Raw genomic sequence first — 22,582 nt, 5'->3', positions numbered from 1 at the left:
TTGTACGGGGGCGACTGCGTTGACGGGAGGAAGGTGACGTGCGAGGCGGACTGGACGACGCGCTCGACAGGCTGGCACGCCGCGACGAGCTGCGCCGGCGCGCCGCCGGGGAGGCCACGGGCACCCCGCCGGCGGTGACGGAGCTGGTCGAGGCGATCGCCGCGGTCGTGGGCCGCAACCCTGAGCTCGCCGTGACGGTCGGCGTCGAGGGCGCCGGCGAACCGGTGCTGCTGCACTTCGCGATCGAGGACGGCATCGTGCAGGTCAGCGCCGACAACTCGGTGGCGCGGCGGGCGGCCGAGCCGCAGGACGTCGAGGTCATCGACGTCGACCTGGACGAGCCGGAGCCGGCGGGCCCCGCCTACGAGCAGGCCGCCCCCGACCACGGGCAGGACACGCGCCGGATCACCTACCAGGATCGCGGCCAGCACCGCTACGAGGAGCCGCACCCCTTCGCCGCCACCCCGCCGCCCCCGGTGCCACCCCAGACCCGCCGGGTGCACCCCGAGCAGTACAGCGCCCCGCAGGAGCCGCCCGCGCAGCGCATGCCCACGCCGCTGCCCGAGCCGGTGCCGCTGCGGGTCAACGAGGAGGAGACAGAGTTGGCGGCCAAGCGTCTGGCCGCCATGCTCCGCGCCGACCCGTCTCTCCTACGGGCTCAGGACTGATCGCGCGACACCGCGGCCTTCTTGCCGGAGGCGGTGATCACGTACGAGACGGTCTCGTGCGTCCACGGGTTCGTTGCGGAGACCCGTACCCCGCGACGCACGTCCTTCACGTTGATCATTTTCAGCTGCGCCTTGGTGTTGAACATCGACCCCACCCGGCGCACGGCCTTGCGCAGCGACGCGACTTTCACCGTCGATCCTCGCGCCGCCGAGCGCGCCTCGGCGGCACCGGCGTAGCTGATCTGCTTGACGACGGCCGGCATCTGCACGTACCACACACCGCGCTTCAGCTGCGCCTCACCGATCACGGAGTTCGCCGCCGGCGGCGTGATCGTCTGGGGTGCGTACGTGTACGTCAACGTCATGGCAAAGCTGTCGGCCTCGGCCCGCGCACCGCTCAACGTCCCGGCCGGGCTGACGTGCAGTGTCACCGTCTGGCCGTCGACGGCCTGGACGTAGTCGACGGACCCGTCATCGTGCACGGTCTTCGTGCCTGCGTGATCGATGTCGTCGCTCAGCACCGCGGCCGGCGTCGGAGCGTCGTCCTTGAGGTGCTTGGCGAGGGTGAGTGTGCTGTCGGGGGTGAACACGTACTTGACGGTGGGGCGGCCCATCATCTTCACCGCGGCCCGGGACGTCCGGTCCGGCAACGTGCGGTAGAAGCCCTTACCAGCGATCGCGTAGCCGGCCCGCTGGCTTCCGGCGATGCGCATCTGCTCGTAGGCGATGCCGTGCGACGGGTCGACAACGTACGAAGCGGTCCCCGGCACCGAGTCACCGGTGATCGCGACGTCGGCCCTCCAGCCCCCTTCGGCCGCGGCCGTCGACGCGGTAGCCACCGGCTTCAAGGCCGCGGCCATCTGCGCCGCGGACAGCTGTGTCGTCGTGTCGGCGGCGTACGCGGCGCCGGGCGCGATCGACAGACCACCAGCCAGCGACACCGCGGCCAGCAACAGAACGGACCGGGACCTGCTCACGTGAACCACTCCTAGCGATGAGACGACTCCCCACCATCGGTCACCTGGCGCAAGCCACGACCGGGGTCATCTCAAGAAAAGGGCAAGAGGCAGCCCCCTAATCGCCGAGCGGCGGCCGCGCCAGCAGGATCGCCTTCTCCACCGCCCCGACCCGGTCCGCGAGCAACCCGACGGCGCCGACGGCCCGGGTCATCGGATCGTCCTCCGCGCCGCCGAGAGCCTTCTCCCGCAGGTACGCGGCCTTCACCTCGGCCCAGCGCGCCGCCTGCTCGGGGGTGAGCCGTCCGCGCAGCTCGGCGAGCTTGAGCAGGTTGGCCTCGGCGCCGGTGGTCAACGTCTGCGCCTCGCCCAGGTAGTGGTCGTCGACGACGGCCTCCAGCTCGGCGTCGTTCATCACCGGGACGATGCGTTCGGCGAGCTTGTTCATGTTGCGGTACGAGCCCTGCAGCTTGAACGGCGGCTCGGTCCGTGAGGCGTCCGCCTGGCCGGCCGAGGCGATGTACGCCTGGTTGTTGCGCAGCACGATCCGCTGCACCCGCCGCATCTTGCGCAACACCGACAGCACCTGCTCCAGCTCCGTCGCCGAGTACGCATAGCTGAGCCGGTCGGGGCGTACCGATTCGTCGCCCTCGGCCAGGCGCACCAGCAGCGGCAGGTCGGCCCGGTCGCGCGCGGACAGCGGCGCCAGCACCGGGTTCGAGGTGAGCGCGTTCTCCAGGTACGACATCTCGAACGCCTCCTCCCGGCCGCTGAGCACGTCGCCCAGGTTCCACACGTCGGCCCGGTTGGCGAGCATGTCCGGGATCCGGAAGCGCGTGCCGCTCTCTGTGTACGGGTTGCCGGCCATGCACACCGCGAAGCGCTTGCCCCGCAGGTCGTACGTGCGGGTCCGGCCCTCCCACACGCCCTCCATCCGCCGCTGCGCGTCACAGAGCGAGATGAACTTCTGCAGCAGCTCGGGTGAGGTGTGCTGGATGTCGTCCAGGTAGAGCAGGACGTTGTTGCCCATCTCCAGCGCGAACGAGATCTTCTCGACCTCCTGCCGTGCCGTCGCGTCGGGCGCCTCGGCCGGATCCAGCGAGGTCACCTCGTGGCCCAGGGCCGGGCCGTTGACCTTCACGAAGACCAGGCCGAGCCGGTTGGCGACGTACTCCATGAGGGTCGTCTTGCCGTAGCCGGGCGGTGAGATCAGCAGGAGCAGGCCGGACTGGTCGGTGCGCCGGCCGTCGCCCACCGCGCCGAGCTGCCGGGCCAGGTTGTCGCCGATCAGCGGCAGGTAGACCTCGTCGAGCAGCCGGTTGCGGACGAACGCCGACATCACCCCGGGCTTGAATTCGTCCAGGCGCAGGCGGGCCCGCTCGGCCTGGGCGAGGGCGGTCCGCTTCTTCTGGTACGCCCGGTACGCCGGCACCCGCTCCTCCCGGAACAGCCGGGTCGCCGCGAGGAAGTCGTCCAGGCGTACGGTCAGCTTCCCGCCGACGATCCGCGGGTGCTGGGACAGCAGCCCGGACACCGTCTCGCTGACCGCGGCCGCGGAGTCGTACCGGGTCAGCGTGGTGCCGGTGAGTTCGATGGCGACGGCCTCGGCCACGTCGCTCGCATCCCCGGAGTCCGGGTTGGCCCGGTGGTACGCCGACAGCCACGCGTGCACGAGTTGCCCGCGGGCGGCCGGATCCGCCTCGAGGGCGCGAAGATCATCGGCGTAGCTGCGCGCCGGCCCCGCGGTGAGGGCCCGGTGGAAACGGTCGAGGAAGGTCCGGGCGGTCGCGCTGGTCACGAAGCCGGCCGGGGCCGCGGCCAGCTCCTCGACCAGGTACTCGCCCACCACCCGGTCGGCGCCCGCCGCGGCGGCGAGGGCGTCGCACAGGTCGGCGAGGTCCTGTCCGGCGCCGAACAGCTCGCGGGCGCGGACCAGCGAGGCGGCCCGTACCGACCAGGACGTCTGCTCGGCCGCGGGCAGTCCGGCCCAGAAGAGTTGCGCGGCGGCCCGGACCTGCGCCGGATAGCGCAACAGGCCCGCGGCGGCGTGCAGCCGGATCACCGCGCCGAGAATCAGCGTGGCGTCGCTGTCGTGCACGCCGCGCTCGTAGCCCTCGTCGTAGCGGGACTCGGCTCCCCGGCGTACCGAAGCGTCAAGAGTGCCGTCCGCCTGGAGCGCGGGGTTTTCGGCGAAGAGGGTCGCGGCCAGGTGCTCCGCGCGCGACAGGTCCTTGGACTCCGACACCAGCGGCTGATCCCAGAACGGGCGGGTGGCCAGGAACTCCTCGTCGCGGACCGGCGCCCGGTAGTCCGTGCCGGTGATGGCGAACGCCAGCTCGTCGCCGTCCGGCACCAGCGTCAGGTCGATGGCCTGGGTGTTCACCGCGAACGTATGCCGGCCCAGGGTGATCGTGCTGCCGTCGGCGCCGTAGAGGTCGAGCCGGTCGCGCAAGGCCCGGCCGGCCTCCTGCCGCGCGGCCTTGACCCGCCCCTCCAGCTCCTCGGCCCGGACCGAGTCCCCGAGGGTACGCAGCTCGTCGGCGACCTTCCGCAGCTTGCCGACCATCGGATCGGTGGCGAAGTACGTGTTGACGTCGTCGACCGAGCCGAGCGTCGCGACCCGGCGCTGCACGCTCGCGAGGGTGCGCTGCGCGGAGTCGAACAGCCGGTCCGCCCGCCGGGCCCGCTCGTCCAGCAGGGCCTGCCGGCGCGCGGCGAAGGCCTCGTAGACCTCGGTCCGCTTGGCGCCGAGCTGGTCGATGAAGTCGTCGAAGTCGCCGAACCGGGACTCGAGCGCCTCCACCTGCAGCATCAGCTTGGCGAGCTGCTCGTCGCAGCGTTCCGGGGTGTCGGCGGCGGCGAGCGCGGCCGTCACGGACTGGGTGAGCAGCGCGAACTCGGCGGCGAACGCGGCGCGGCCCTCGACGGCGGCGAGCTCGCGCCGGCGGGCGTCGAGCGTGGCGCGGGCCCGGTTGACGCCGCCGAGCACCTCGCCGATGCGCTCGAGGATGCCGACCCGGACGGTGGCGTCGGCGATGTCCAGGCCGCCGACGACCTCGGTGACGACCTGGAGGCCGTCGGCCTGTTCGGTGAGCCGCTCGGCGACCGGCGCCGCCTCCGCGACCGTGGCGATGGCGGCCGCGTCGGCCACGAGCTGGTCGACGGACTGCTGGTAGCCGGTGAACGCGTCCGTACGCCGGAGGAATTCGACAGCGCGGCGGGCGGTGGAGTCGACCTCGGTGGACAGCTCGGCGGCGAGCTCGTCCAGCCGGGCGGTGTCGACGTAGCGCAGCTCCCGCAGGGTCACGATGCGGCCCTGGGCCTGGCGGAGTGCGGCCAGCTGACGGATCCAGGCGTCCGTGCTGGTCGGCACCTCACCGCGGGCCCGGCGGATCAGCGACATCGTGGCCGCGCCGGCCTCATCCACGGCCGCCGTCGCCTGCGCGGTCAACTCCTGCACCGACTCGAACTCGTCGAGAACCTGCTCGGCGGTGGCCCGCACCTCGGCGAGCGGCGTCCGCAGGTCCTCCAGCTCGGCATCGGACAGCCAGTGGTACTGGTCGAACAGGCGCGTGCAGGCGGCGATGATCGCCTCGAACACCGGGCCGGACGGGGTCATCTCGTCGATCATGCGGGACACCGACAGGGCGTCCGCGATGCCGCGTACCAGATCGGCGTTGCCCACCCGGTCCAGCGGGCCGGTGCCGACCGGCTGGGCCGCGGCGAAGGTGTCCGAGACGTACGGGGTCTGCCAGACCTGCATCGGGTGGACCCGGGCCGGCTCGTCGGATACGGCCCGGAAGGCGACCAGCGTGCCGTCGTCGAACAGCGAGTAGCCGTGGCACGGGATCGGCGTGGCGACCTCTTTGCGGATCACGTTGTAGGGCAGCAGCAGATACCGCCCCGCGGCCCGGGCGTGGAAGACGTAGAGCACGTCTTCGCCGTTGACCGAGCGAACGACCCGCTCGAACTCCAGCTCCGCCACGTCGGCGTCGAACGTCTTCGCGATGCCGGTGGCCAGGTAGTAGCCGCCCGGGAAGATGATGCCCTGGTCCTCCGGCAGGCGCTGGCACGCCTGGCCGATCCCGTCGAGGCGGACCACGTCGCGCGTACGGGTGTTGAAGACCAGATACCGGTGCGTGGTCTCCTTGTACGGCAGCACACGCAGCAGGATCAGCGGGCCGATTCTGGCGTACGCGATCTCCGCATCGGCGAGGCTCTGCAGCGGCTCGTCGACGGGCTCGGAGAAGATGCCCTCGCCGTCCTCGGTGTTGTTCTCCACCTTGACCGTGAGCGTGCCGCCGACCGTCTCGACGAACACCTGCTCCTCGATGGACACGTGCGGGTGCCGGCCGAGGACGTGCTGCTCGCGCGTGGTGAGCGTCCACTCGAAGTCGTGCGCGGGCGGGAAGACGTGGTCGCGTTCGCCGCGGTTGTCGACGTACGCGACGGACCCGTCCGTGCCCACCCGCCAGCGCAGCACCTTGAGATCGTCGGCGCGGGCGCCGGTCTGGAAGACCGCGAGCAGCAGCCCCTCCAGCCGGCGCAGCTGCAGCAGGTGCGTCTCGCGGTAATACCTGTACAGCTCGGCGAAGTCCCGCTGGAACGTCGGGTCGTCGAGCAGGCCGGGCACCGTCGCCGGGTGGAACTTGCCGTCGGCGAAGCCGTGCACCGCGAACACGTCGTCGACCGTCGTCTCGGTACGCAGTCCGATGAAGACGTTGTAGCCGAACAGCATCGCGCCGCCGACCTGCACGAGATCGCGCGGGACGCAGTTGTTCTCGGTGCGGATCCGCTCCGAGCCGAGCAGCCGCATCTGCTGCCCGCCGAACGTCTCCATCCGGCGGGCGTTCAGCGCCTCCGCGCGGCCGGCCAGCTCCTTGGCCTGCGCACCCAGCCGGGCGCGCAGGACCTCGTACGTGCCGGCGTCGAGCGTCTCCGTGGTCGCCGCGGTCACCGTGCCGCCGGAACCTTGGCGTCGGCCAGGCCCATCTCGTTGGCGGCCGCGAGGAGTTCCTTGAGCTTGGCGGAGTCCCCGTTGCCGGCCTTGATCTGCTGGGTCAGGAACGCCGACAGGGTCAGGTTGGCGACGTCACCGGTGCTCACCGAGCCGATGACCCGGCCCAGGTCCTCGGCGAAGTTCGCCTTCCCGTCCAGGTAGCGCGCGCCGAGACCCTGCACGACGTCCGAGTGCTGGACGAAGCCGTCGACGCTCTTGCCCATCGTGATGGAGCCGATGAGCTTGTCGAAGAAGACCGAGTCGCCGCCGACGATGTCGATGTCGGCCTTCTCCAGGCCGGTCGCGATGAGCGTGGCCTGTGCCTCGGCGATGTCCTTCTGCACGCTGATGCCGGCGAGGCGGATCTCCTTCTCCATCTCGAGCCGGAGCCGGTACTCCTCGTGCTCCCGGGTGGCGTCGTCCAGCGCGGCCATCGCGGCGGCCTTGTCGGTGAGGCCTTCGGCCTCGCCCTTCAGCTTCTCGCGGATCGCCTCGGCGGCGACCAGCGCCTTCTCCCGCTCCACGGCGGCCTCGGCGCGGCCGGCCTTCTCGATCATCTCGGCGTTGACCCGGCCGGTCTTCTCGATCACGTCGGCGTTGCGCTCGCGCACCTGGACGTCGGCGAGACCGGCGGCGGCCGCCTCGGCCTGCGTACCCTCGGCCAGCCGGATCTTCGCCCGGGCGTCCAGCTCGGCGGCCTGCTGGCGGGTCTCCGCCAGCAGCAGCTCCTCGCGGGCCTTGAACTTCGCGGCCGCCTCGGCCGCCTCCGCGGCCTTGATGTCCTTGACCAGGGCTTCCTGCGCCTCGGCCTCGGCCTGGATGATGACGGCCTGACGGGTACGCTCCGCCTCCTCGACGACCCGCAGCCGCTTGATGTTCTCCTCCTGCTCGGCGACCGTCTTCTCCACCGCGATGCGCTCGCGGATCACCTCGGCGATCGAGCGCTTCTCCGCCTCGACCTCCTTGTTCTTGGCGATGGTGGAAAGCTCGGTCTCCCGCTCCCGGCCGATGACCTCGAGCATCCGGTCCTTCTCGATGCGCTCGGTCTCGATCGCGATGACCCGCTCACGGTTCTTCTCGGCGACCGCGATCTCCCGGGCCTTGTTCTCCTGCTGCACGCCCAGCTGCTGCTCGGTCTGCAGGGCGGCGCCTTCGGCGCGGAGCCGCTCCTGCGCGTGCGCCAGGGCGATCTCGGCCTCCTCGCGGGCCCGCATGGTCTCGATCTCCCGGCGCTGCTTGATCTCGGCGTCCGCCTGGCGGCGCTCCAGCTCGAGGATCGCCTCCTTGGCGTCCACGTTCTGCCGGGTGATCTCCTTCTCCTCGTTGCGCCGGAAGTCGTTGGTACGCACCGACTCGATCGCGGTCAGCTCGGTGATCTTCCGGATGCCCTGCGCGTCGAGGATGTTCTTCGGGTCGAGCGAGACCAACGGCGTCTGCTCGAGGAAGTCGATGGCCGCGTCCTCGAGGCTGTAGCCGTTGAGGTCGGTACCGATCACCTCGATGATCTGGTCCCGGAAGTCGTTGCGCTTGGTGTAGAGGTCGACGAAGTCCAGCTGCTTGCCGACGGTCTTGAGCGCCTCGGAGAACTTCGCGTTGAACAGCTCCTGCAGCGTCTGCTCGCTGCTCGCCCGGGTGGTGCCGATCGCCTGCGCGACCTTGATGACGTCCTCGGTCGTCTTGTTCACACGCACGAAGAACGTGATCCGGATGTCCGCGCGGATGTTGTCGCGGCAGATCAGGCCTTCCCGGCCGGTACGCGAGATCTCGATCGTCTTCACCGAGATGTCCATGACCTCGGCCTTGTGCAGCACCGGAAGCACGACCGCGCCGGTGAACGTGACGTCGACGCGGCGCACCTTGCTGACGATCAGCGCCTTGCCCTGCTCCACCTTGCGGAACATGCGGCTGAGGAAGAAGACGACACCGAGCGCGATGAGCAGCACCACGGCGACGAGCACACCGAAACCGGTGGAGATCACGTCCATATTGAGCCTTCAGTCGTGTTGTGGGTGGTGGTGGGGCGGTTGGACGGGGGTCCCTTTTTAGGACTTGGCGATGTCGGCGGGGATGATCCAGAAGAAGTCGCCGTCGGGGTCCACGTCGTAGAGCAGGGCCTCGGTGCCCGCGCGCAGGTCGTCGTTGCCGGCCTGGCGGACCTGGACGATCGCGGAAGAACCGTCGGGGGAATGCACTTCGGCCTGGCCGAAGGTGCGGGTGACCTTGCCGGTGCGCACGACGCAGGTCAGCCCGACGAAGTCGGCCCGGGACGGCTCGGTGCCGGCGGGCAGGAAACGCTTGATGAGCAGGACGGCCAGCCGCGTGACGATCCAGGCGAGCACGACGGCCGCGGCGAGCACCAGGGCGCCGGGCACGGCTCCGAGCAGCTCCGCGCCGGCCAGCGTGGCGAACCAGGCGAAGACGATGAGCAGCGAGAGCACCACGGAAACGGGCACCCCGGCGAGCCCGAGGAAGCCGAGGAATCCGCCCTCGCCGACGCCGTCGCCCTCGGGATCGGCCCCGCCCACGACGACGACCAGCCAGTAGCCGATGACGACGATCAGCAACGGGGTGAGTACGACGGTGGGGAAGCTGAGCACAGCCTCGAAGAACCCACCCATGGATCAGCCCCGCCCCCGTTGACGCGCCCGCAGGCGTCCTCCGCCCCCTGTGGCGGATCGATCCCTGCGGTGACGTCGATGATGGCAGGCCCGATCAACCGCGGCACTCGGCCGTCAGGACAGGATGTGGATCACCTCAGTCATCGGTGAGCGCGAGGGTGTCCGGCAGGTCGAGCAGGACGTCGCGGCGGTCCGGGTCGCGCGTCTTCTCCGCCAGATCCTCGATGTAGTCGACGATCTCGTCGCGCTCGGCGTCCGAGAGGTCGTCGAGGTTGGCAGCCAGGTCGTCGAGGAGGGTCGTCGCCGTACGGGGATCGATCTCGTCGTCGCTCGACAGCTCGATCGACACCGCCAGGTCGACGAGCGCTCGCACCAGGATCCGGTTCACGCAGGCAGCATAGACCTCACGCAGAGTCACGTGGAGTTACGGCCGTGCCACGATCTGCACCAGCCGACGACTATCACCCACTGTAGTGGCGCCCTTGCGAGCCGGAACGACATCACTGGCGCCGGACCCCTCCGCTCTCGTTGTTATATCGCCCGTTTTGCGCTGCCTGAGATGTCTGACATGGGCCGATCGGGCACACCGGCCCGCCGCTCTGGCGATCGCCCTTGTTTCACGCTGCGTAGCGCCCTAATGTCCTAATACGTCCAGGGACGCGGCAAGCGTTACCCGGTCGACATGACAGACAGCGACGAAGGGAGCGCAGCCGTGACGGCATCCGACAGCTGGATCCTCGTGGTCGTCGGCTACGCGATCCTGCTCGCCTGGCCGGTCTCCACGCTGGGCCTGGTCAGCTTCGCCGTCCGGTACATGGCGTCCCACCGCCAGGCCGTCGTCACCCGGTCGCTGGAGCGCGGCGACGGCACCCCCGAGCACTTCTGGATCATCGTCCCGGCCCTCAACGAGGAGGTCGTGGTCGCCAACACCGTCAACGCCGCCCTCTCCCTCGGCGGCCACGGCGGCACGCTCGCCCGGGTCCTCGTCGTGGACGACGGATCCGACGACCGCACCCCCGAGGTGCTCGCCGCGATCGACCACCCGCGGCTCACCGTCATGCGGCGCGAGCTGCCGGAGGCGCGCAAGGGCAAGGGCGAGGCGCTCAACGCCGCGTACCGCTACATCGCGCAGCGCACCGCGGAGGACGGCGTCAACCCGGACCGGGTGGTCATCGGCATCATCGACGGCGACGGCCAGGGCAGCCCCAACATCCTGCTCGAGGTCTCCCGGATGATGCGCGACCCGCGGATCGGCGCCGTGCAGGTCCAGGTCCGGATCCGCAACCGCCACAAGCTCCTCGGCGCGGTGCAGGACCTGGAGTTCGGCGCGATCGTCAACGCCTGCCAGAGCCTGCGCGACACCATCGACACCGTCGGCCTCGGCGGCAACGGCCAGTTCACCCGACTCTCCGCGTTGCTGGCTCTCGGCGACGCGCCCTGGTCGGCATGCCTGGTCGAGGACCTCGAGCTGGGCCTGCGCATGCACCTCGACGGCGTCGGTATCCGCTACACCTCGCGGGCGTCGGTCACCCAGCAGGCCGTGGTCGACCTGCGCCGGCTCACCCGGCAGCGCACCCGCTGGGCGCAGGGCAACCTGCAGTGCGCCCGGTACCTGCGCCGGCTGGCCCGCTCGGAGCGGATCGGGATCACCGCCCTGCTCGAGATGTTCCACTACCTGGTCTCGCCGTGGCTGAACGCCCTGGTCACCGTCGGCCTGGTCGGCGGGGTCTCGGTCGCCGTGGTCGGCCTGGTGACCGGGCACCCGGTGCCCTACCTGCGGTCCTGGACGGACCTGGCGACCACCGGCGAGGTGTGGTTCGCGGTCACCTTCTTCCCCGGCTTCATCTGGGCGCTGGTGCACCGCTACCGGCTCCGCGACGAGGAGCTGACCCGGCTGCTCACCGCCGCGGCCGCGTACCCGATCTTCCTGCTCCTCGGACTGGTCGCGACCTACCGCGCCATCGTCCGCCAGGCCCGCGGCCAGCAGTCCTGGGCCAAGACCGAACGGCTCGCCGAAGAGCCGATCGCCGCACCGCTGCACCTCCCCGTCCCCGTCCCCGCCTGAGGCTCCCCCTCCTCGAAGTAAGGGCTCCCCCCATGTCACTGCCCGAAGTGCACCTGATCGGCGGCACCCGCCCCGAGGCCGTCAAGCTCGCCCCGGTCGTCCTCGCCATGCGCGACGCCGGACTGCTCGCCCCGGTCCTCGTCGCCAGCGGCCAGCACCCGACCATGGTCGGCCAGGCCCTCGCCGCCTTCGACCTCACGCCGGACGTCACGCTGCAGGTCGAGCGCGGCACCGGCAGCCAGGCCGAGCTGCTCACCGAGATGATCCGGCAGCTCGACCGGCTGTGGGCCGACCGCACCCCGGCCGCCGTGATCGTGCAGGGCGACACCACCACCAGCCTCGCCGGGGCGCTGGCCGCCTTCTGGCGCCGCATCCCGGTGGTGCACCTCGAGGCCGGCCTGCGCTCGGGCGACCTCGACTCGCCCTTCCCCGAGGAGGCCAACCGCCGCCTGGTCGCCCAGGTCGCCGCGCTGCACCTGGCCCCGACCCCGCTCGCCGCGATGAACCTGCTCGACGAGAACATCTCCACCGGCGACGTGCTCATCGCCGGCAACACCGTCGTGGACGCCACCCTCGCCGTCGCCGGCCGCCGGCTGCCGTGGGAGAACCCGCAGGTCGCCGCCGCCCGCGCCGCCGCCGGGGACCGCCGGCTCGTGGTCGTCACCGCCCACCGGCGCGAGTCCTGGGGCGAGCCGCTCGACCGCATCCTGGCCGCCGTCCGCGAGCTGGTCAGCCGGTACGCCGACATCGACGTGATCCTGCCCAGCCACCCCAACCCGGCGGTCCGCGCCCAGGTGGAGGCGGGGCTCGCCGGCCTCGAGCGGGTCACCGTCACCGACCCGCTGCCGTACCCGGACCTGTCGCGCCTGCTGTCCGAGGCGTACCTGGTGCTCACCGACTCGGGCGGCATCCAGGAGGAGGCGCCGTCGTTCGGCGTACCGGCCCTGGTGCTGCGCGACGTGACCGAGCGCGTCGAGTCGCTGCACGCCGGCTGCGCCAAGCTCGTCGGCTCCGACACCGACCTGATCGTCAAGGAGGCGGCCGAGCTGCTCGACAGCCGGGTCCGCCGCGACGCGATGACCGCCGGCGGCAATCCGTACGGCGACGGTCTCGCGGCCGCCCGCACCGCCCAGGCCACCGCGGCCCTGCTCGGCCTCGCCGAGGCGCCCGAAGCCATGCCTGCCCTCGCGTCCACCGCCACTGTCACGTACGGAGCGTCCTTCTGATGCGTATCTTCAAGATCAGCCGTCGCGCTCTGGCCGCTGTCGGTGCCGCTTTCACCGCCACCGCCGTCCTCGGGGTCGGTGTCGTGAACGCTTACGCCGCCGAGCGCACCCCCGCGGCTTACACGACGACGATCGCCGCGAAGTCCGGCAAGGCCGCCCCCGGCGGCGGTACGGCCAAGACGCTCGTCCTCTACGACACCACCGGCGCGTACGGCTGGATGGGCGAGGTCTACGCGACCCAGACCGCGAACCTCACCTCGCACTTCGGCTCCTGGACCGCCGCCCCGGTGGCGGACTACAAGGCCAAGGACCTGGACGCGTACACCGCGGTGGTCTACCTGGGCTCGACCTACGACGAGCCGCTGCCGGCCGCGTTCCTGGACGACGTCGCCGCCACGAAGAAGCCGGTCACCTGGGTCTTCGACAACATCTGGCAGCTCACCTCGCGGGACGCGTCCTTCGCGGCGAACCACGGTTTCACCAGCGGCCTGTTCGACGACGCGGCGGTCGCCGAGGTGACCTACAAGGGCAGCTCGCTCACCCGCGACACGGCGGACAAGTCCGGGATCATGAACCTGTCGATCAGCGACGCGTCGAAGGTCAAGACCCTGGCTTCCGCGGTACGCCCGGACGGCTCGTCGTTCCCGTGGGCGGTGCAGTCGGGCAACTTCACGTACGTGGGTGAGATGCCCTTCGCGTACGTGACCCACGACGACCGCTACCTGGCCTTCGCCGACATGCTCTTCGACTCGCTGGGCGACACCGGCGTCTCCCGCGAGCGGCACCGCGCCCTGGCCCGCATCGAGGACGTGGGCCCCGACGCCGACCCGGCCGAGCTGCGCGCGATCGCCGACTACCTCTACGCCGAGAAGGTTCCGTTCAGCGTGGCCGTCTACCCGCGCTTCCGCGACCCGAAGGGCGTGGGGAACAACGGCAAGGCCGAGGACTACACGCTGGTGCAGCGGCCGAAGGTGGTCGCGGCGCTCCGGTACATGCAGCAGCGCGGCGGCACCCTCCTCATGCACGGCTACACCCACCAGTTCGGCAGCGTCGCCAACCCGTACGACGGCATGAGCGCCAACGACTTCGAGTTCTACGCCGCGCACGTGGACGCGAACGACAGCGTGATCTACGACGGGCCGGTCCCCGGTGACTCGGCCGCGTGGGCCGCCAGCCGGATCGCCGCCTCGGGCCTGACCTTCGCCCTCGCCGGCCTGGGCGTGCCGAGCACCTTCGAGTTCCCCCACTACGCCGGCAGCGCCGTCGACTACCAGACGGTGAACGCCATCGTGGGCAAGCGCTACGACCGTGGCCTGTACTTCCCCGGCGTCCTCACCGGCGGCAAGCTCGACTACAGCCGGCAGTTCGGTCAGTTCTTCCCGTACACCGTCCGCGACGTCTACGGCTCGGTGGTCATCCCGGAGAACATCGGCAACGTCGAGCCCGAGCCGTTCAACAACCACCCGGCCCGGCTCCCTGCGGACCTGCTCGCCTCGGCGAAGCGCAACCTCGTCGTCCGTGACGGCGTGGCGAGCTTCTTCTACCACCCGTACCTGGGCACCGACTACCTCAAGCAGCTCGTCCCGGGCATCAAGGCGCAGGGCTACACCTTCGTGGCCGGCGACTCGATGCTCGCCAACTGATCGCATCTGATCGCGGCCGCCGCCCTCACCGGGGCGGCGGTCGTGTTCTCTGCCGAGGAGCCGCCATGGGAACCGCCGACCTGGTCACGTTCTACGCCTACTCCTGGATGACCCGGGACCGCACGGCCGTCCGCCGCCTCATCGCCCCGGACGCGGAGATCGAGTGGAACCTCGGCATCCCGGTCGACGATGAGGAGCTGGTGCAGACGCTGCACCGCATCGCCGCCTTCGCCGACTCGATCACCATCAAGTCGACCGCGTGCAACGGGGATCGGGCGTCGCTGGTCTACGACTGCACGGCCCCGTTCGGCACCGTCCGCATCGCGGAGTTCCTGGAGGTCGCGGACGGCCGCGTCGCCGACATCCGCCAGGTGTACGACGTGGTCGCCCTGCGCCGGTTCTTCCCCGGCCTGCTCGACGACTGACGTTTTTTGTCGGAGGTGCCGCCTACCCTGCGGGGATGGCATACGACTTCCAGGTGACCGTCGACTGCGCCGATCCGCACCCCCTGGCCGCATGGTGGGCCGAGACGCTGGGGTGGCAGGTCGAACCGGTCGATGAGGCCTTCGTCAAAGACCTGATCGCCAAGGGGTACGCGTCGGAGGACCAGACCGTGGTCTACGAGGGGCGCCTGGTGTGGCGGGTCGGCGCCGCCATCCGCCACGCGGAGGCGCTGCCGAGCGGCAAGCCACGCCGGATGCTCTTCAACCTCGTGCCCGAGCCCAAGACGGTCAAGAACCGTCTGCACATCGACATCTGGGTCGGGACCGACCACCGTGAGCAGGTGCGCGACGAGCTGGTGGCGCGCGGCGCGAAGTTCCTCCACGCGGGGCAGCAGGGCCCGCATGCCTGGTTCACGATGGCCGACCCGGAGGGCAACGAGTTCTGTATCAGCTAGCGGTGCCGTGGACGCGGTCGAGGAGGTCGAAGAGCTTCACCCAGTGGCGCTGCTCGCCGGCCTCCTGGTAGGCGGCCGTGTCCGTCATCGTGAAGCCGTGCGGCGCGCCCTCGTAGACCTCGGAGGTGTAGGTGACGCCGGCCGCGTCGAGGGCCGCCTCCAGCGTGCAAATCTGCTCGGGGGTCATCGAGCGGTCGTGATCGGCGTGGCCGAAGTACAGCTCGCCGGTCACGGCGCCGACGCGCAGGTGCGGGCTGTCCGGCTCCTCGGTGACGAATCCGCCGCCGTGGAAGCTGGCCGCCGCCTTGATCCGGTCCGGGTAGGCCTCGATCGCCCGGACCGCGTTCCGGCCGCCCATGCAATAGCCGGTGATGACCACCGGCCCCGCCGCGACCCGGTCCTGAGCGGCGAAGAAGTCGAGGTAGGCCGCCGTGTCCCGGGTGATCATGTCCGGGCTCAGCGCCTTCACGAGCGGCATGACCCGGCCGAAGATCGCGTCGCGATTCTCCGGCACGGCGAGCTCGGCGGGATCCACCAGCGGCGAGCGGCCGCCGCGGTAGAGCAGGTTCGGTGCCAGCACTGCGTATCCCCGCTCGGCTATCCGGTCGGCCATCTCGTAGATGCGCGGGCGCAGGCCGAAGGCGTCGATGAAGAACAGCACGCCGGGGAACGGTCCGTCGCCGTCGGGTCGCACGAGGTAGGCGTCGGCCACGCCGTCCCCGGTCGTGATGTCCACCGTGGTCTTGTCCATGGCCGAACCGTATCTCCGATCACCCGCTGTGATCACCCGACCCGCGTCGGCGACTTCAGGCACTCTTAAGGAAATTGGCAGAACGCTTTAAGCCCTCGCGTTCCACGATCGACGCCGTTCGTACCCCCCGCGATCGGAGTCAGCAATGGCACGCAACCGGCTACGCCTGTCCATCTATGTGGGAGCGGCGCTGCTCGCCGTGGGCGGAGGCGCGGTCGCCGCGATGGCGGCCACGGCCCCGACCACCACGGCCGGCGGCCTCACCGCCAGTTTCACCAAGAACTCCGACTGGGGTACGGGCTACCAGGGCACCTACGTCATCAAGAACACCGGCGGCACCGCGGTCACGGGCTGGCAGCTCGCGTTCGGCCTGCCGTCGAGCGCGAAGCTCGGCAGCTTCTGGGAGGCCTCGGTCACCAGCTCGGGCGGTGTGAACACGGCGAAGGACAAGGGCTACAACGCCACCATCCCGGCCGGCGGCACCACCGAGTTCGGTTTCATCGTGGCGGGCAAGGGCGACCCGACCAGCTGCACCATCAACGGCGCGTCCTGCGGCGGCGGATCGGTGCCCACGGCGCCCGCCACCAAGCCGGCCACCACCGCCCCGACCACCCAGCCGACCAAGCCCCCGGCGACGACCGCACCGGCCACCAAGCCGCCGACCAGCGCGCCGGCGACCACCACTGCGCCCCCGCCGTCGAACGGGGGTGGCGGGAACGTGCTGGTGGCCCCGTACGTGGACATGGGCCTGCTCTCCAACGGCAGCACGACCCTCGCGCAGCTCGCCTCCAGCGGCAACGTGAAGTCGTTCTCGCTGGCGTTCGTCACCGGTGCCGGCTGCAAGGCCAGCTGGTTCGGCGCGTTCGACCCGCGTACCAAGCAGTTCGGCGACCAGATCAAGGAACTACGGGCCGCCGGCGGTGACGTCAAGGTCTCGTTCGGCGGTGCGACCGGCGTCGAGCTCGCCCAGGCGTGCACCGACGTGAAGGCGCTGCAGGCCGAGTACCAGGCCGTGGTGTCGGCGTACGACCTCAAGTACATCGACCTGGACATCGAGGGTGCGGCCTCCGCCGACGGCGCCTCGATCGCCCGCCGCTCGACCGCGCTCGCCGCGCTGCAGAAGGCCAACCCCGGCCTGAAGATCTCGCTCACCCTGCCGGTGCTGCCCGAGGGCCTCACCAACGACGGCCTGAACGTCGTGAAGTCGGCCAAGGACGCCGGCGTCGACGTCGACCTGGTCAACATCATGGCGATGGACTACGGCCGCTCCGCGCAGGACTACGGCGACCTGGCCATCCAGGCCGTGAAGTCGACCAAGGACCAGATCAAGTCGATCTACGGCAACAGCGACGCGGCCGCGTTCAAGATGGTCGGCGTGACCCCGATGCTGGGCAAGAACGACGACCAGGGCACCTTCAACCAGAGCGACGCCCGGGACCTGGTGACCTTCGCCAACAGCAACCACGTCGGCTTCGCGTCCTTCTGGGAGGTCAACCGCGACAAGAACGCGTGCAACGGCGCGCTGTTCCAGTGCACCAACGTGCCGCAGTCGGCCTTCGAATTCAGCAAGATCTTCGCCGGCTTCCGCGGCTGAGGTCGCACTACCCCATCCCCACCAGCGCGGCGCCGGGAAGCACCCCTCCCGGCGCCGCGCGCCTGTGCGCTGTCCCTGCGTGACCGGGACCCGCGACCCAAGCGGGCCTCATGTTGACCATGACCGCTGCATCGACGATGGTGAAGCGTGAGCGCCGGCACGGATTGGTATGAATGGCACCGCCCATACGAGGACGCGGCATCGCCGTTGTCTCGGCGGTTACGGCTGGTGCAGCACCACATCAACAGATGGCTGGACGAGCGGCCCGAGCCGTCGCTGACCGTGGTCAGCGCCTGCGCCGGCCAGGGCCACGACATCCTCGAGGTTCTGGCGTCCCGCACCGACGGTGGCCGGGTCCGGGCACTGCTGATCGAGTACGACGTCCGCAACGTGATCGAGGCCCGCGCCCGAGCCGCGGCGGCGGGCCTGACCGGCGTCACCGTCTGTTGCGCCGACGCCGGGGACCTTTCCTCCTACCGCGGGGCGGTGCCCGCCGATCTCGTCCTCCTGACGGGCGTCCTGGGCAACATCAGCGACGATGACGTGCGGGCCACCATCGCTGCGCTGCCACAGCTGTGCGCCCCCGCAGCCACCGTCATCTGGACCCGCACCCGACGTCGACCGGACCTGACTTCGACGATCCGCCGCTGGTTCGCCCGGACCGGCTTCACCGAAGAAGCCTTCGACGCACCGGACGACGTGCTGTTCTCCGTCGGCGTGCACCGCTTCACCGCCCGCCCGCGACCTCTGGGCGACGGAAACATCTTCCGGTTTCTGCGATAGCGCATCGTCGCCGACAAGGTCGAAGGACAGGCACTATCCCTCGAAGCCGCGCCCGGTCTCGGCGAGGGAGCGCTGCACCAGCTCACTCAGCGAGGTCTCGTCCGGGGCCTCGAGCCAGACGTGCAGCGAGACCCGCATGGCCGTCATGAACGCGCCCGCCATCAGCCGGGCCCGCAACTCCAGCGGGTCCGGCTTCGTGCTGCGCTCGGCGACGGCGGCGGCCAGCTCCCGTTCCAGCACCGCGTATGTGCTCACCTGTTGCGCGGCGAGCGCCGGCTGGGTCCGCATCAGCCGGGACTGGGCGACCCACTGCGGGTCGAGCTCGCCCAGCTGCTCGTAGAACTCCCGTGCCGCCCCGGTCAACGCGGCCCACGGCCCCTCGGCCTCCGGCCGCGCCCGCACGATCTCGATCAGCGCGCCGATCCGTTGCCGGTCGCCGTAGAGCACCGCCTCTTCCTTGTTGGCGAAGTAGTTGGAGAACGTCCGCCGGGAGACGCCGGCCTCGTCCGCCACCGCCTCCACCGTGATCTTGTCCGCGCCGTGGGCCATCGCCAGGCGGACGGCAGCCTCGTGCAGCGCCTGGCGGGTGGCGGCCTTCTTGCGCTCCCGCAGCCCGGGCTCGGGTACGCGGACCTCGGTGGTCATGGCGTCGAGGGTACCGAGGATGTGACTCAGTTCCCACTGGGAAATCTTGCGCACTGGGCAACTTAGGTCGATAGTTGTATGCGGCAACCATTCCGAGGAGGTGGCTCATGGACGACGACGCCGGCAGCGCGGCGCGCCGGGAGCTGCTCGCCCACCTGCGCGAGACGCTCAAAGCCGTACGCCTGCTGAAGCACGACATGTCGACGCAGCACCCCGATGTCCCCGCCGGGACCCTCAGCGTGCTGGCACTGATCGACGCCATGGGCGCCGGACCCGCCCCGGGATGTCACGTCAAGGACCTGGCCACGCGCTCCTCCCTGGACCCCTCGACGGTCAGTCGCGCCGTCGCCTCCGTCGTCCGGGCGGGCCTGGTCGAGCGGACAGCGGACCCGTACGACGGCCGGGCCAGCGTGCTCGGTCTCACCGCCGCCGGCCGCCGCGCCCACGGCGACGCCCTGGCCTGGAGCGACGCGCGCCTCGCCGACGCCCTCAAGGAATGGAGCCCCGAGGACATCACCGTCTTCACCGCGCTGCTGCAGCGCTTCTCCTCAGACCTCATGTCCCGTCACCACCAACCGCTGGAGGCCGCGCGATGAGCGCACCGACCACCACGCGCGCCGGACACGACGCGATGAGCCACCGCGAGATCCTGGAGGCCCTCAGCGGCCTGCTGCTCGTGCTGTTCGTCGCGATGTCCAGCGCCACCATCGTCTCCACCGCGCTCCCGAAGATCATCGGAGCGCTGAACGGCAGCCAGACCCAGTACACGTGGGTCGTGACGGCGACCCTGCTGACCGCCACCGCCACCACCCCGATCTGGGGCAAGCTGTCCGACCTGTACAGCAAGAAGGTGCTGGTCCAGGCCGCGATCATCGTGTTCGTCCTGGGCTCGATCGTGGCCGGCTTCTCGCAGACGGCCGGGCAGCTCATCGCCGCCCGCGCGTTCCAGGGCATCGGCATGGGCGGCGTCCAGGCGCTCGTCCAGGTGGCGATCGCCGCGATGATCCCGCCGCGCGAGCGCGGCCGCTACAACGGCTACCTCGGCGGCGTGCTGGGCCTCGCCACGGTCGGCGGCCCGCTGCTCGGCGGCGTCATCGTCGACACGTCATGGCTCGGCTGGCGCTGGTGCTTCTTCATCGGCGCCCCGGTGGCCGTCGTCGCCCTGATCGTCCTGCAGCGCACGCTGCACCTGCCGGTCGTCCGCCGGGAGAACGTGAAGATCGACTATGCCGGTGCCACGCTGATCGCCATCGGTGTCAGCATCCTGCTGGTCTGGGTGTCGTTCGTGGACAGCTCGTTCGCCTGGGTCTCGTGGCAGACCTTCGCGATGGTCGGCGCGGGCCTTGCCGTGCTCGCCGCCGCCGTGGCCGTCGAGGCCCGCGCCGCGGAGCCGGTCGTCCCGCTGCAGATCGTCAAGCAGCGCACGACGGCCCTCGCGATCCTGGCCAGCCTCGCGGTCGGCATGGCCATGTACGGCGGCTCCGTCTTCCTCGGCCAGTACTACCAGATCGGCCGCGGCTACAGCCCGACCGAGGCCGGCCTGCTCACCATCCCGCTGATGGCCGGCATGCTGGTCTCCTCGACGATCTCCGGGCGGCTGATCACCAAGTCCGGCCGGATCAAGCCGTACATCGTCGCGGGCACCATCGTGCTCGTCGCCGGCTTCGCCGCGCTGTCGGTCATGGACCACGAGACGCCGCTCTGGTACATCGGCGTAGGCATGGCCCTGGTCGGCATCGGCGTGGGCATGTCGATGCAGAACCTGGTGCTGGCCGTGCAGAACACCGTCGCCCTGCGCGACATCGGCGCCGCCAGCTCCACCGTCGCGTTCTTCCGCTCGCTCGGCGGCACGATCGGCGTCTCCGTCCTCGGCGCGGTGCTGGCCCACCGCGTCACCGACTCGATCACCAAGCAGCTCGCCGCGGCGGGCGTACCGGCCGGCGGGGGCGGCGGCAAGGCCAGGAGCCTCAACCTCGCCGAGCTGCCGCCCGCGGTCGAGCACATCGTCCGGGCCGCGTACGGCGACGCCACCGGGCACATCTTCCTGATCTCGGCGGCCATCGCGGTGGTGGGTGTCATCGCGTCGTTGCTGTTCAAGCAGATCACCCTGCGGTCGACGATCGACCTGGCCAAGTCTGCGCCGGCCGCCGAGAAGACACCCGCCGAGGCCGTCAGCAAGTAAGCCGGCACGACAGCGGCGCCCGGGCGAAACCCCCGGGCGCCGCTTCGCCGTGTCAGGCGGCGACGGCCGCCTCGGCCATCTGCTCGGTCGTCGGCCGGAGGCGGGGCGCGCCGATCGCGGTGAGCAGGTTGACCGCCGCGAACACGGCCGCGAAGACCAGCCCCCGCTCGAAGCCGCCCACCAGCGCCGCCTGCGGCTGCGCCCCACTGGTCAGCAGGCTCTCCACGTGCGAGGTGGCAAGCGTGGTGATCACCGCGAGACCCAGCGCGCCGCCCACCTGATAGCCGGCGTTCACCACGCCGGACGCCGCTCCTGCCTGGTCGTGCCGCACGTCGGCCACCGCGGCGATCGAGGCCGGCGTGCCGACCGCGATGATGCCGATGCCGAAGAGCACGATGCCGGGCAGGATCGTGAGGGCGTACGAGCCGGTCGCGTCGGCCCGCGAGAGCAGCAGCAGGCCGACGATGCTGAGCGCGGCGCCGCCGAACTGCACAGGCTTGGTGCCGAACCGGGTCACCAGCTGCGAGGCGACGATCGCGCTGGCGATCGCGGCGATGCCCATCGGCAGGAACTGCAGGCCTGTCTCCAGCGCGGTCAGGCCACGGACCTGCTGCAGGAAGATCGCGGTCAGGAAGAACATCCCGAGGAACGCCGCGCCGTTGAGCGCCAGCGCGAGGATCGAGGTGCTCAGGCCGCGGGACCGGAAGAGCCCCAGGGGTACGAGCGGAGCGGCGGAACGGGCCTCCACGCGTACGAAAGCGGCCAGCAGAGCGAGACCACCGACGAGCAGCGCGACGACCTCGAAGGACGACCACCCCTTCGGTTCGGCGCGGATGACGCCCAGCACGATGGCCAGCAGGCCGGCGGTGCTCAGCAGGGCACCCGCGACGTCGAACGTGCGGCGGCCGGTGGTCGTCACCCGGCTCTCGGCGACGAACATCGGCACCAGCAGGGCCAGCACCACGGCGATCGGCACGTTGACCAGGAACACCCAGCGCCAGGTCAGCGAGTCGACGAGCAGGCCGCCGGCGATCACCCCGAGCGTGCCGCCCAGCCCGGCGAGGCCACCCCAGACGCCCATCGCGATGTTGCGCCGCCGTCCGTGCGCGAAGGTGACGGTCAGGATCGCGAAGGCCGCGGGTGACATCAGGGCGCCCCCGAGCCCCTGCACGGCCCGCATGACCACGAGCTGCTCCGGGTTCTGCGCGAGCCCCGCCACCAGCGACGTCACGCCGAACAGCACCAGGCCCGCCACGAACATCCGGCGGCGGCCGAGCAGGTCGGCCACCCGCCCGCCGAGAAGCAGGAAACCCCCGAAGAGCAGGGTGTACGCGCTGACGACCCACTGCAGACCGGAGGCGGTGAACCCCAGGTCCTGCTGTATGTCGGGCAGCGCCACGTTCACGATCGTCACGTCGAGCACGACCATGAACTGGGCGACCGCCAGCACGGCCAGGGTCGACCAAGGATTGCGTTGCACCGGTCCCACCTCCACGCGAGTGCCGCCCTGTGCGGCGTACATGTACACCGTATATGTACGCCGTAGAGGAGCGT

At 70.7% G+C, this 22,582-nt stretch carries 18 protein-coding genes; 10 read left to right on the top strand and 8 right to left on the bottom strand.

Annotation, left to right across the window (positions count from 1 at the left end):
- Positions 1-38: 38 nt before the first annotated feature.
- A complete protein-coding gene (locus ACIBO8_RS02060) occupies positions 39-668 on the top strand; it encodes a hypothetical protein (protein WP_396113228.1) in 630 nt (209 codons plus the stop codon).
- Here ACIBO8_RS02060 and ACIBO8_RS02055 read toward each other — a convergent pair.
- The 5 genes from ACIBO8_RS02055 to ACIBO8_RS02035 form a co-directional block, all read right to left on the bottom strand.
- Positions 659-1,645 (bottom strand): hypothetical protein, encoded by a 987-nt coding sequence (locus tag ACIBO8_RS02055; protein WP_396113227.1) that lies wholly within the window; start codon positions 1,643-1,645, stop codon positions 659-661. The two genes, ACIBO8_RS02060 and ACIBO8_RS02055, sit on opposite strands and share 10 nt — an antisense overlap.
- 97 nt (positions 1,646-1,742) lie before the next feature.
- The gene (locus ACIBO8_RS02050; RefSeq protein ID WP_396113226.1) at positions 1,743-6,581 is read right to left on the bottom strand and encodes a DNA repair ATPase; all 4,839 of its coding nucleotides are present in this window, start codon (positions 6,579-6,581) and stop codon (positions 1,743-1,745) included.
- Positions 6,578-8,608, bottom strand: a complete 2,031-nt coding sequence (locus tag ACIBO8_RS02045; RefSeq protein WP_396113225.1) for a flotillin family protein — start codon at positions 8,606-8,608, stop codon at positions 6,578-6,580. The genes ACIBO8_RS02050 and ACIBO8_RS02045 overlap by 4 nt, the downstream gene beginning before the upstream one ends.
- A 57-nt stretch (positions 8,609-8,665) precedes the next feature.
- Positions 8,666-9,241: a hypothetical protein gene (locus ACIBO8_RS02040; protein WP_396113224.1), complete on the bottom strand. Its 576-nt coding sequence runs from the start codon at positions 9,239-9,241 to the stop codon at positions 8,666-8,668.
- Between the two features lie 136 nt (positions 9,242-9,377).
- Positions 9,378-9,629, bottom strand: coding sequence for a hypothetical protein (locus tag ACIBO8_RS02035; protein ID WP_396113223.1), 252 nt, complete (start codon positions 9,627-9,629; stop codon positions 9,378-9,380).
- A gap of 324 nt (positions 9,630-9,953) precedes the next feature.
- On the opposite strand from ACIBO8_RS02035, the gene ACIBO8_RS02030 reads away from it, so the two are divergent.
- From ACIBO8_RS02030 to ACIBO8_RS02010, 5 genes are all read left to right on the top strand, one after another.
- Complete coding sequence (locus tag ACIBO8_RS02030) at positions 9,954-11,306, top strand: glycosyltransferase (protein WP_396113222.1); 1,353 nt, start codon at positions 9,954-9,956, stop codon at positions 11,304-11,306.
- A 32-nt stretch (positions 11,307-11,338) separates the two neighbouring features.
- Positions 11,339-12,532, top strand: a complete 1,194-nt coding sequence (gene wecB, locus ACIBO8_RS02025) for a non-hydrolyzing UDP-N-acetylglucosamine 2-epimerase (RefSeq protein WP_396113221.1) — start codon at positions 11,339-11,341, stop codon at positions 12,530-12,532.
- The gene (locus ACIBO8_RS02020) at positions 12,532-14,175 is read left to right on the top strand and encodes a DUF2334 domain-containing protein (RefSeq protein ID WP_396113220.1); all 1,644 of its coding nucleotides are present in this window, start codon (positions 12,532-12,534) and stop codon (positions 14,173-14,175) included. Before wecB ends, ACIBO8_RS02020 begins: the two co-directional genes overlap by 1 nt.
- Before the next feature lie 65 nt (positions 14,176-14,240).
- Positions 14,241-14,600, top strand: a complete 360-nt coding sequence (locus ACIBO8_RS02015; RefSeq protein WP_396113219.1) for a nuclear transport factor 2 family protein — start codon at positions 14,241-14,243, stop codon at positions 14,598-14,600.
- Positions 14,601-14,635: 35 nt separating this feature from the next.
- On the top strand, positions 14,636-15,073 hold the full coding sequence (locus ACIBO8_RS02010) for a VOC family protein (protein ID WP_396113218.1): 438 nt from the start codon (positions 14,636-14,638) through the stop codon (positions 15,071-15,073).
- Here the strand turns inward: ACIBO8_RS02010 and ACIBO8_RS02005 are convergent.
- Complete coding sequence (locus ACIBO8_RS02005; protein WP_396113217.1) at positions 15,066-15,824, bottom strand: dienelactone hydrolase family protein; 759 nt, start codon at positions 15,822-15,824, stop codon at positions 15,066-15,068. The two genes, ACIBO8_RS02010 and ACIBO8_RS02005, sit on opposite strands and share 8 nt — an antisense overlap.
- Before the next feature lie 145 nt (positions 15,825-15,969).
- On the opposite strand from ACIBO8_RS02005, the gene ACIBO8_RS02000 reads away from it, so the two are divergent.
- Positions 15,970-17,418, top strand: a complete 1,449-nt coding sequence (locus ACIBO8_RS02000; protein ID WP_396113216.1) for a cellulose binding domain-containing protein — start codon at positions 15,970-15,972, stop codon at positions 17,416-17,418.
- 228 nt (positions 17,419-17,646) lie between these two features.
- Positions 17,647-18,201 (top strand): class I SAM-dependent methyltransferase family protein, encoded by a 555-nt coding sequence (locus ACIBO8_RS01995; protein WP_396113215.1) that lies wholly within the window; start codon positions 17,647-17,649, stop codon positions 18,199-18,201.
- A gap of 33 nt (positions 18,202-18,234) precedes the next feature.
- Here the strand turns inward: ACIBO8_RS01995 and ACIBO8_RS01990 are convergent, their stop codons facing one another.
- Complete coding sequence (locus ACIBO8_RS01990; protein ID WP_396113214.1) at positions 18,235-18,846, bottom strand: TetR/AcrR family transcriptional regulator; 612 nt, start codon at positions 18,844-18,846, stop codon at positions 18,235-18,237.
- Positions 18,847-18,953: 107 nt separating this feature from the next.
- On the opposite strand from ACIBO8_RS01990, the gene ACIBO8_RS01985 reads away from it, so the two are divergent.
- Complete coding sequence (locus tag ACIBO8_RS01985; RefSeq protein ID WP_396113213.1) at positions 18,954-19,442, top strand: MarR family winged helix-turn-helix transcriptional regulator; 489 nt, start codon at positions 18,954-18,956, stop codon at positions 19,440-19,442.
- Entirely contained in the window at positions 19,439-21,028 is a 1,590-nt protein-coding gene (locus ACIBO8_RS01980) for an MDR family MFS transporter (protein ID WP_396113212.1), read from the top strand. Before ACIBO8_RS01985 ends, ACIBO8_RS01980 begins: the two co-directional genes overlap by 4 nt.
- Positions 21,029-21,080: 52 nt before the next feature.
- On the opposite strand, the gene ACIBO8_RS01975 is transcribed toward ACIBO8_RS01980, so the two are convergent.
- Positions 21,081-22,508, bottom strand: a complete 1,428-nt coding sequence (locus ACIBO8_RS01975) for an MFS transporter (protein WP_396113211.1) — start codon at positions 22,506-22,508, stop codon at positions 21,081-21,083.
- Between the last annotated feature and the right edge of the window lie 74 nt (positions 22,509-22,582).

The organism is Actinoplanes sp. NPDC049681 (genome assembly GCF_044465265.1).
GTDB lineage: Bacteria > Actinomycetota > Actinomycetes > Mycobacteriales > Micromonosporaceae > Actinoplanes.
This window is presented reverse-complemented; position numbering and strand designations above follow the sequence as displayed.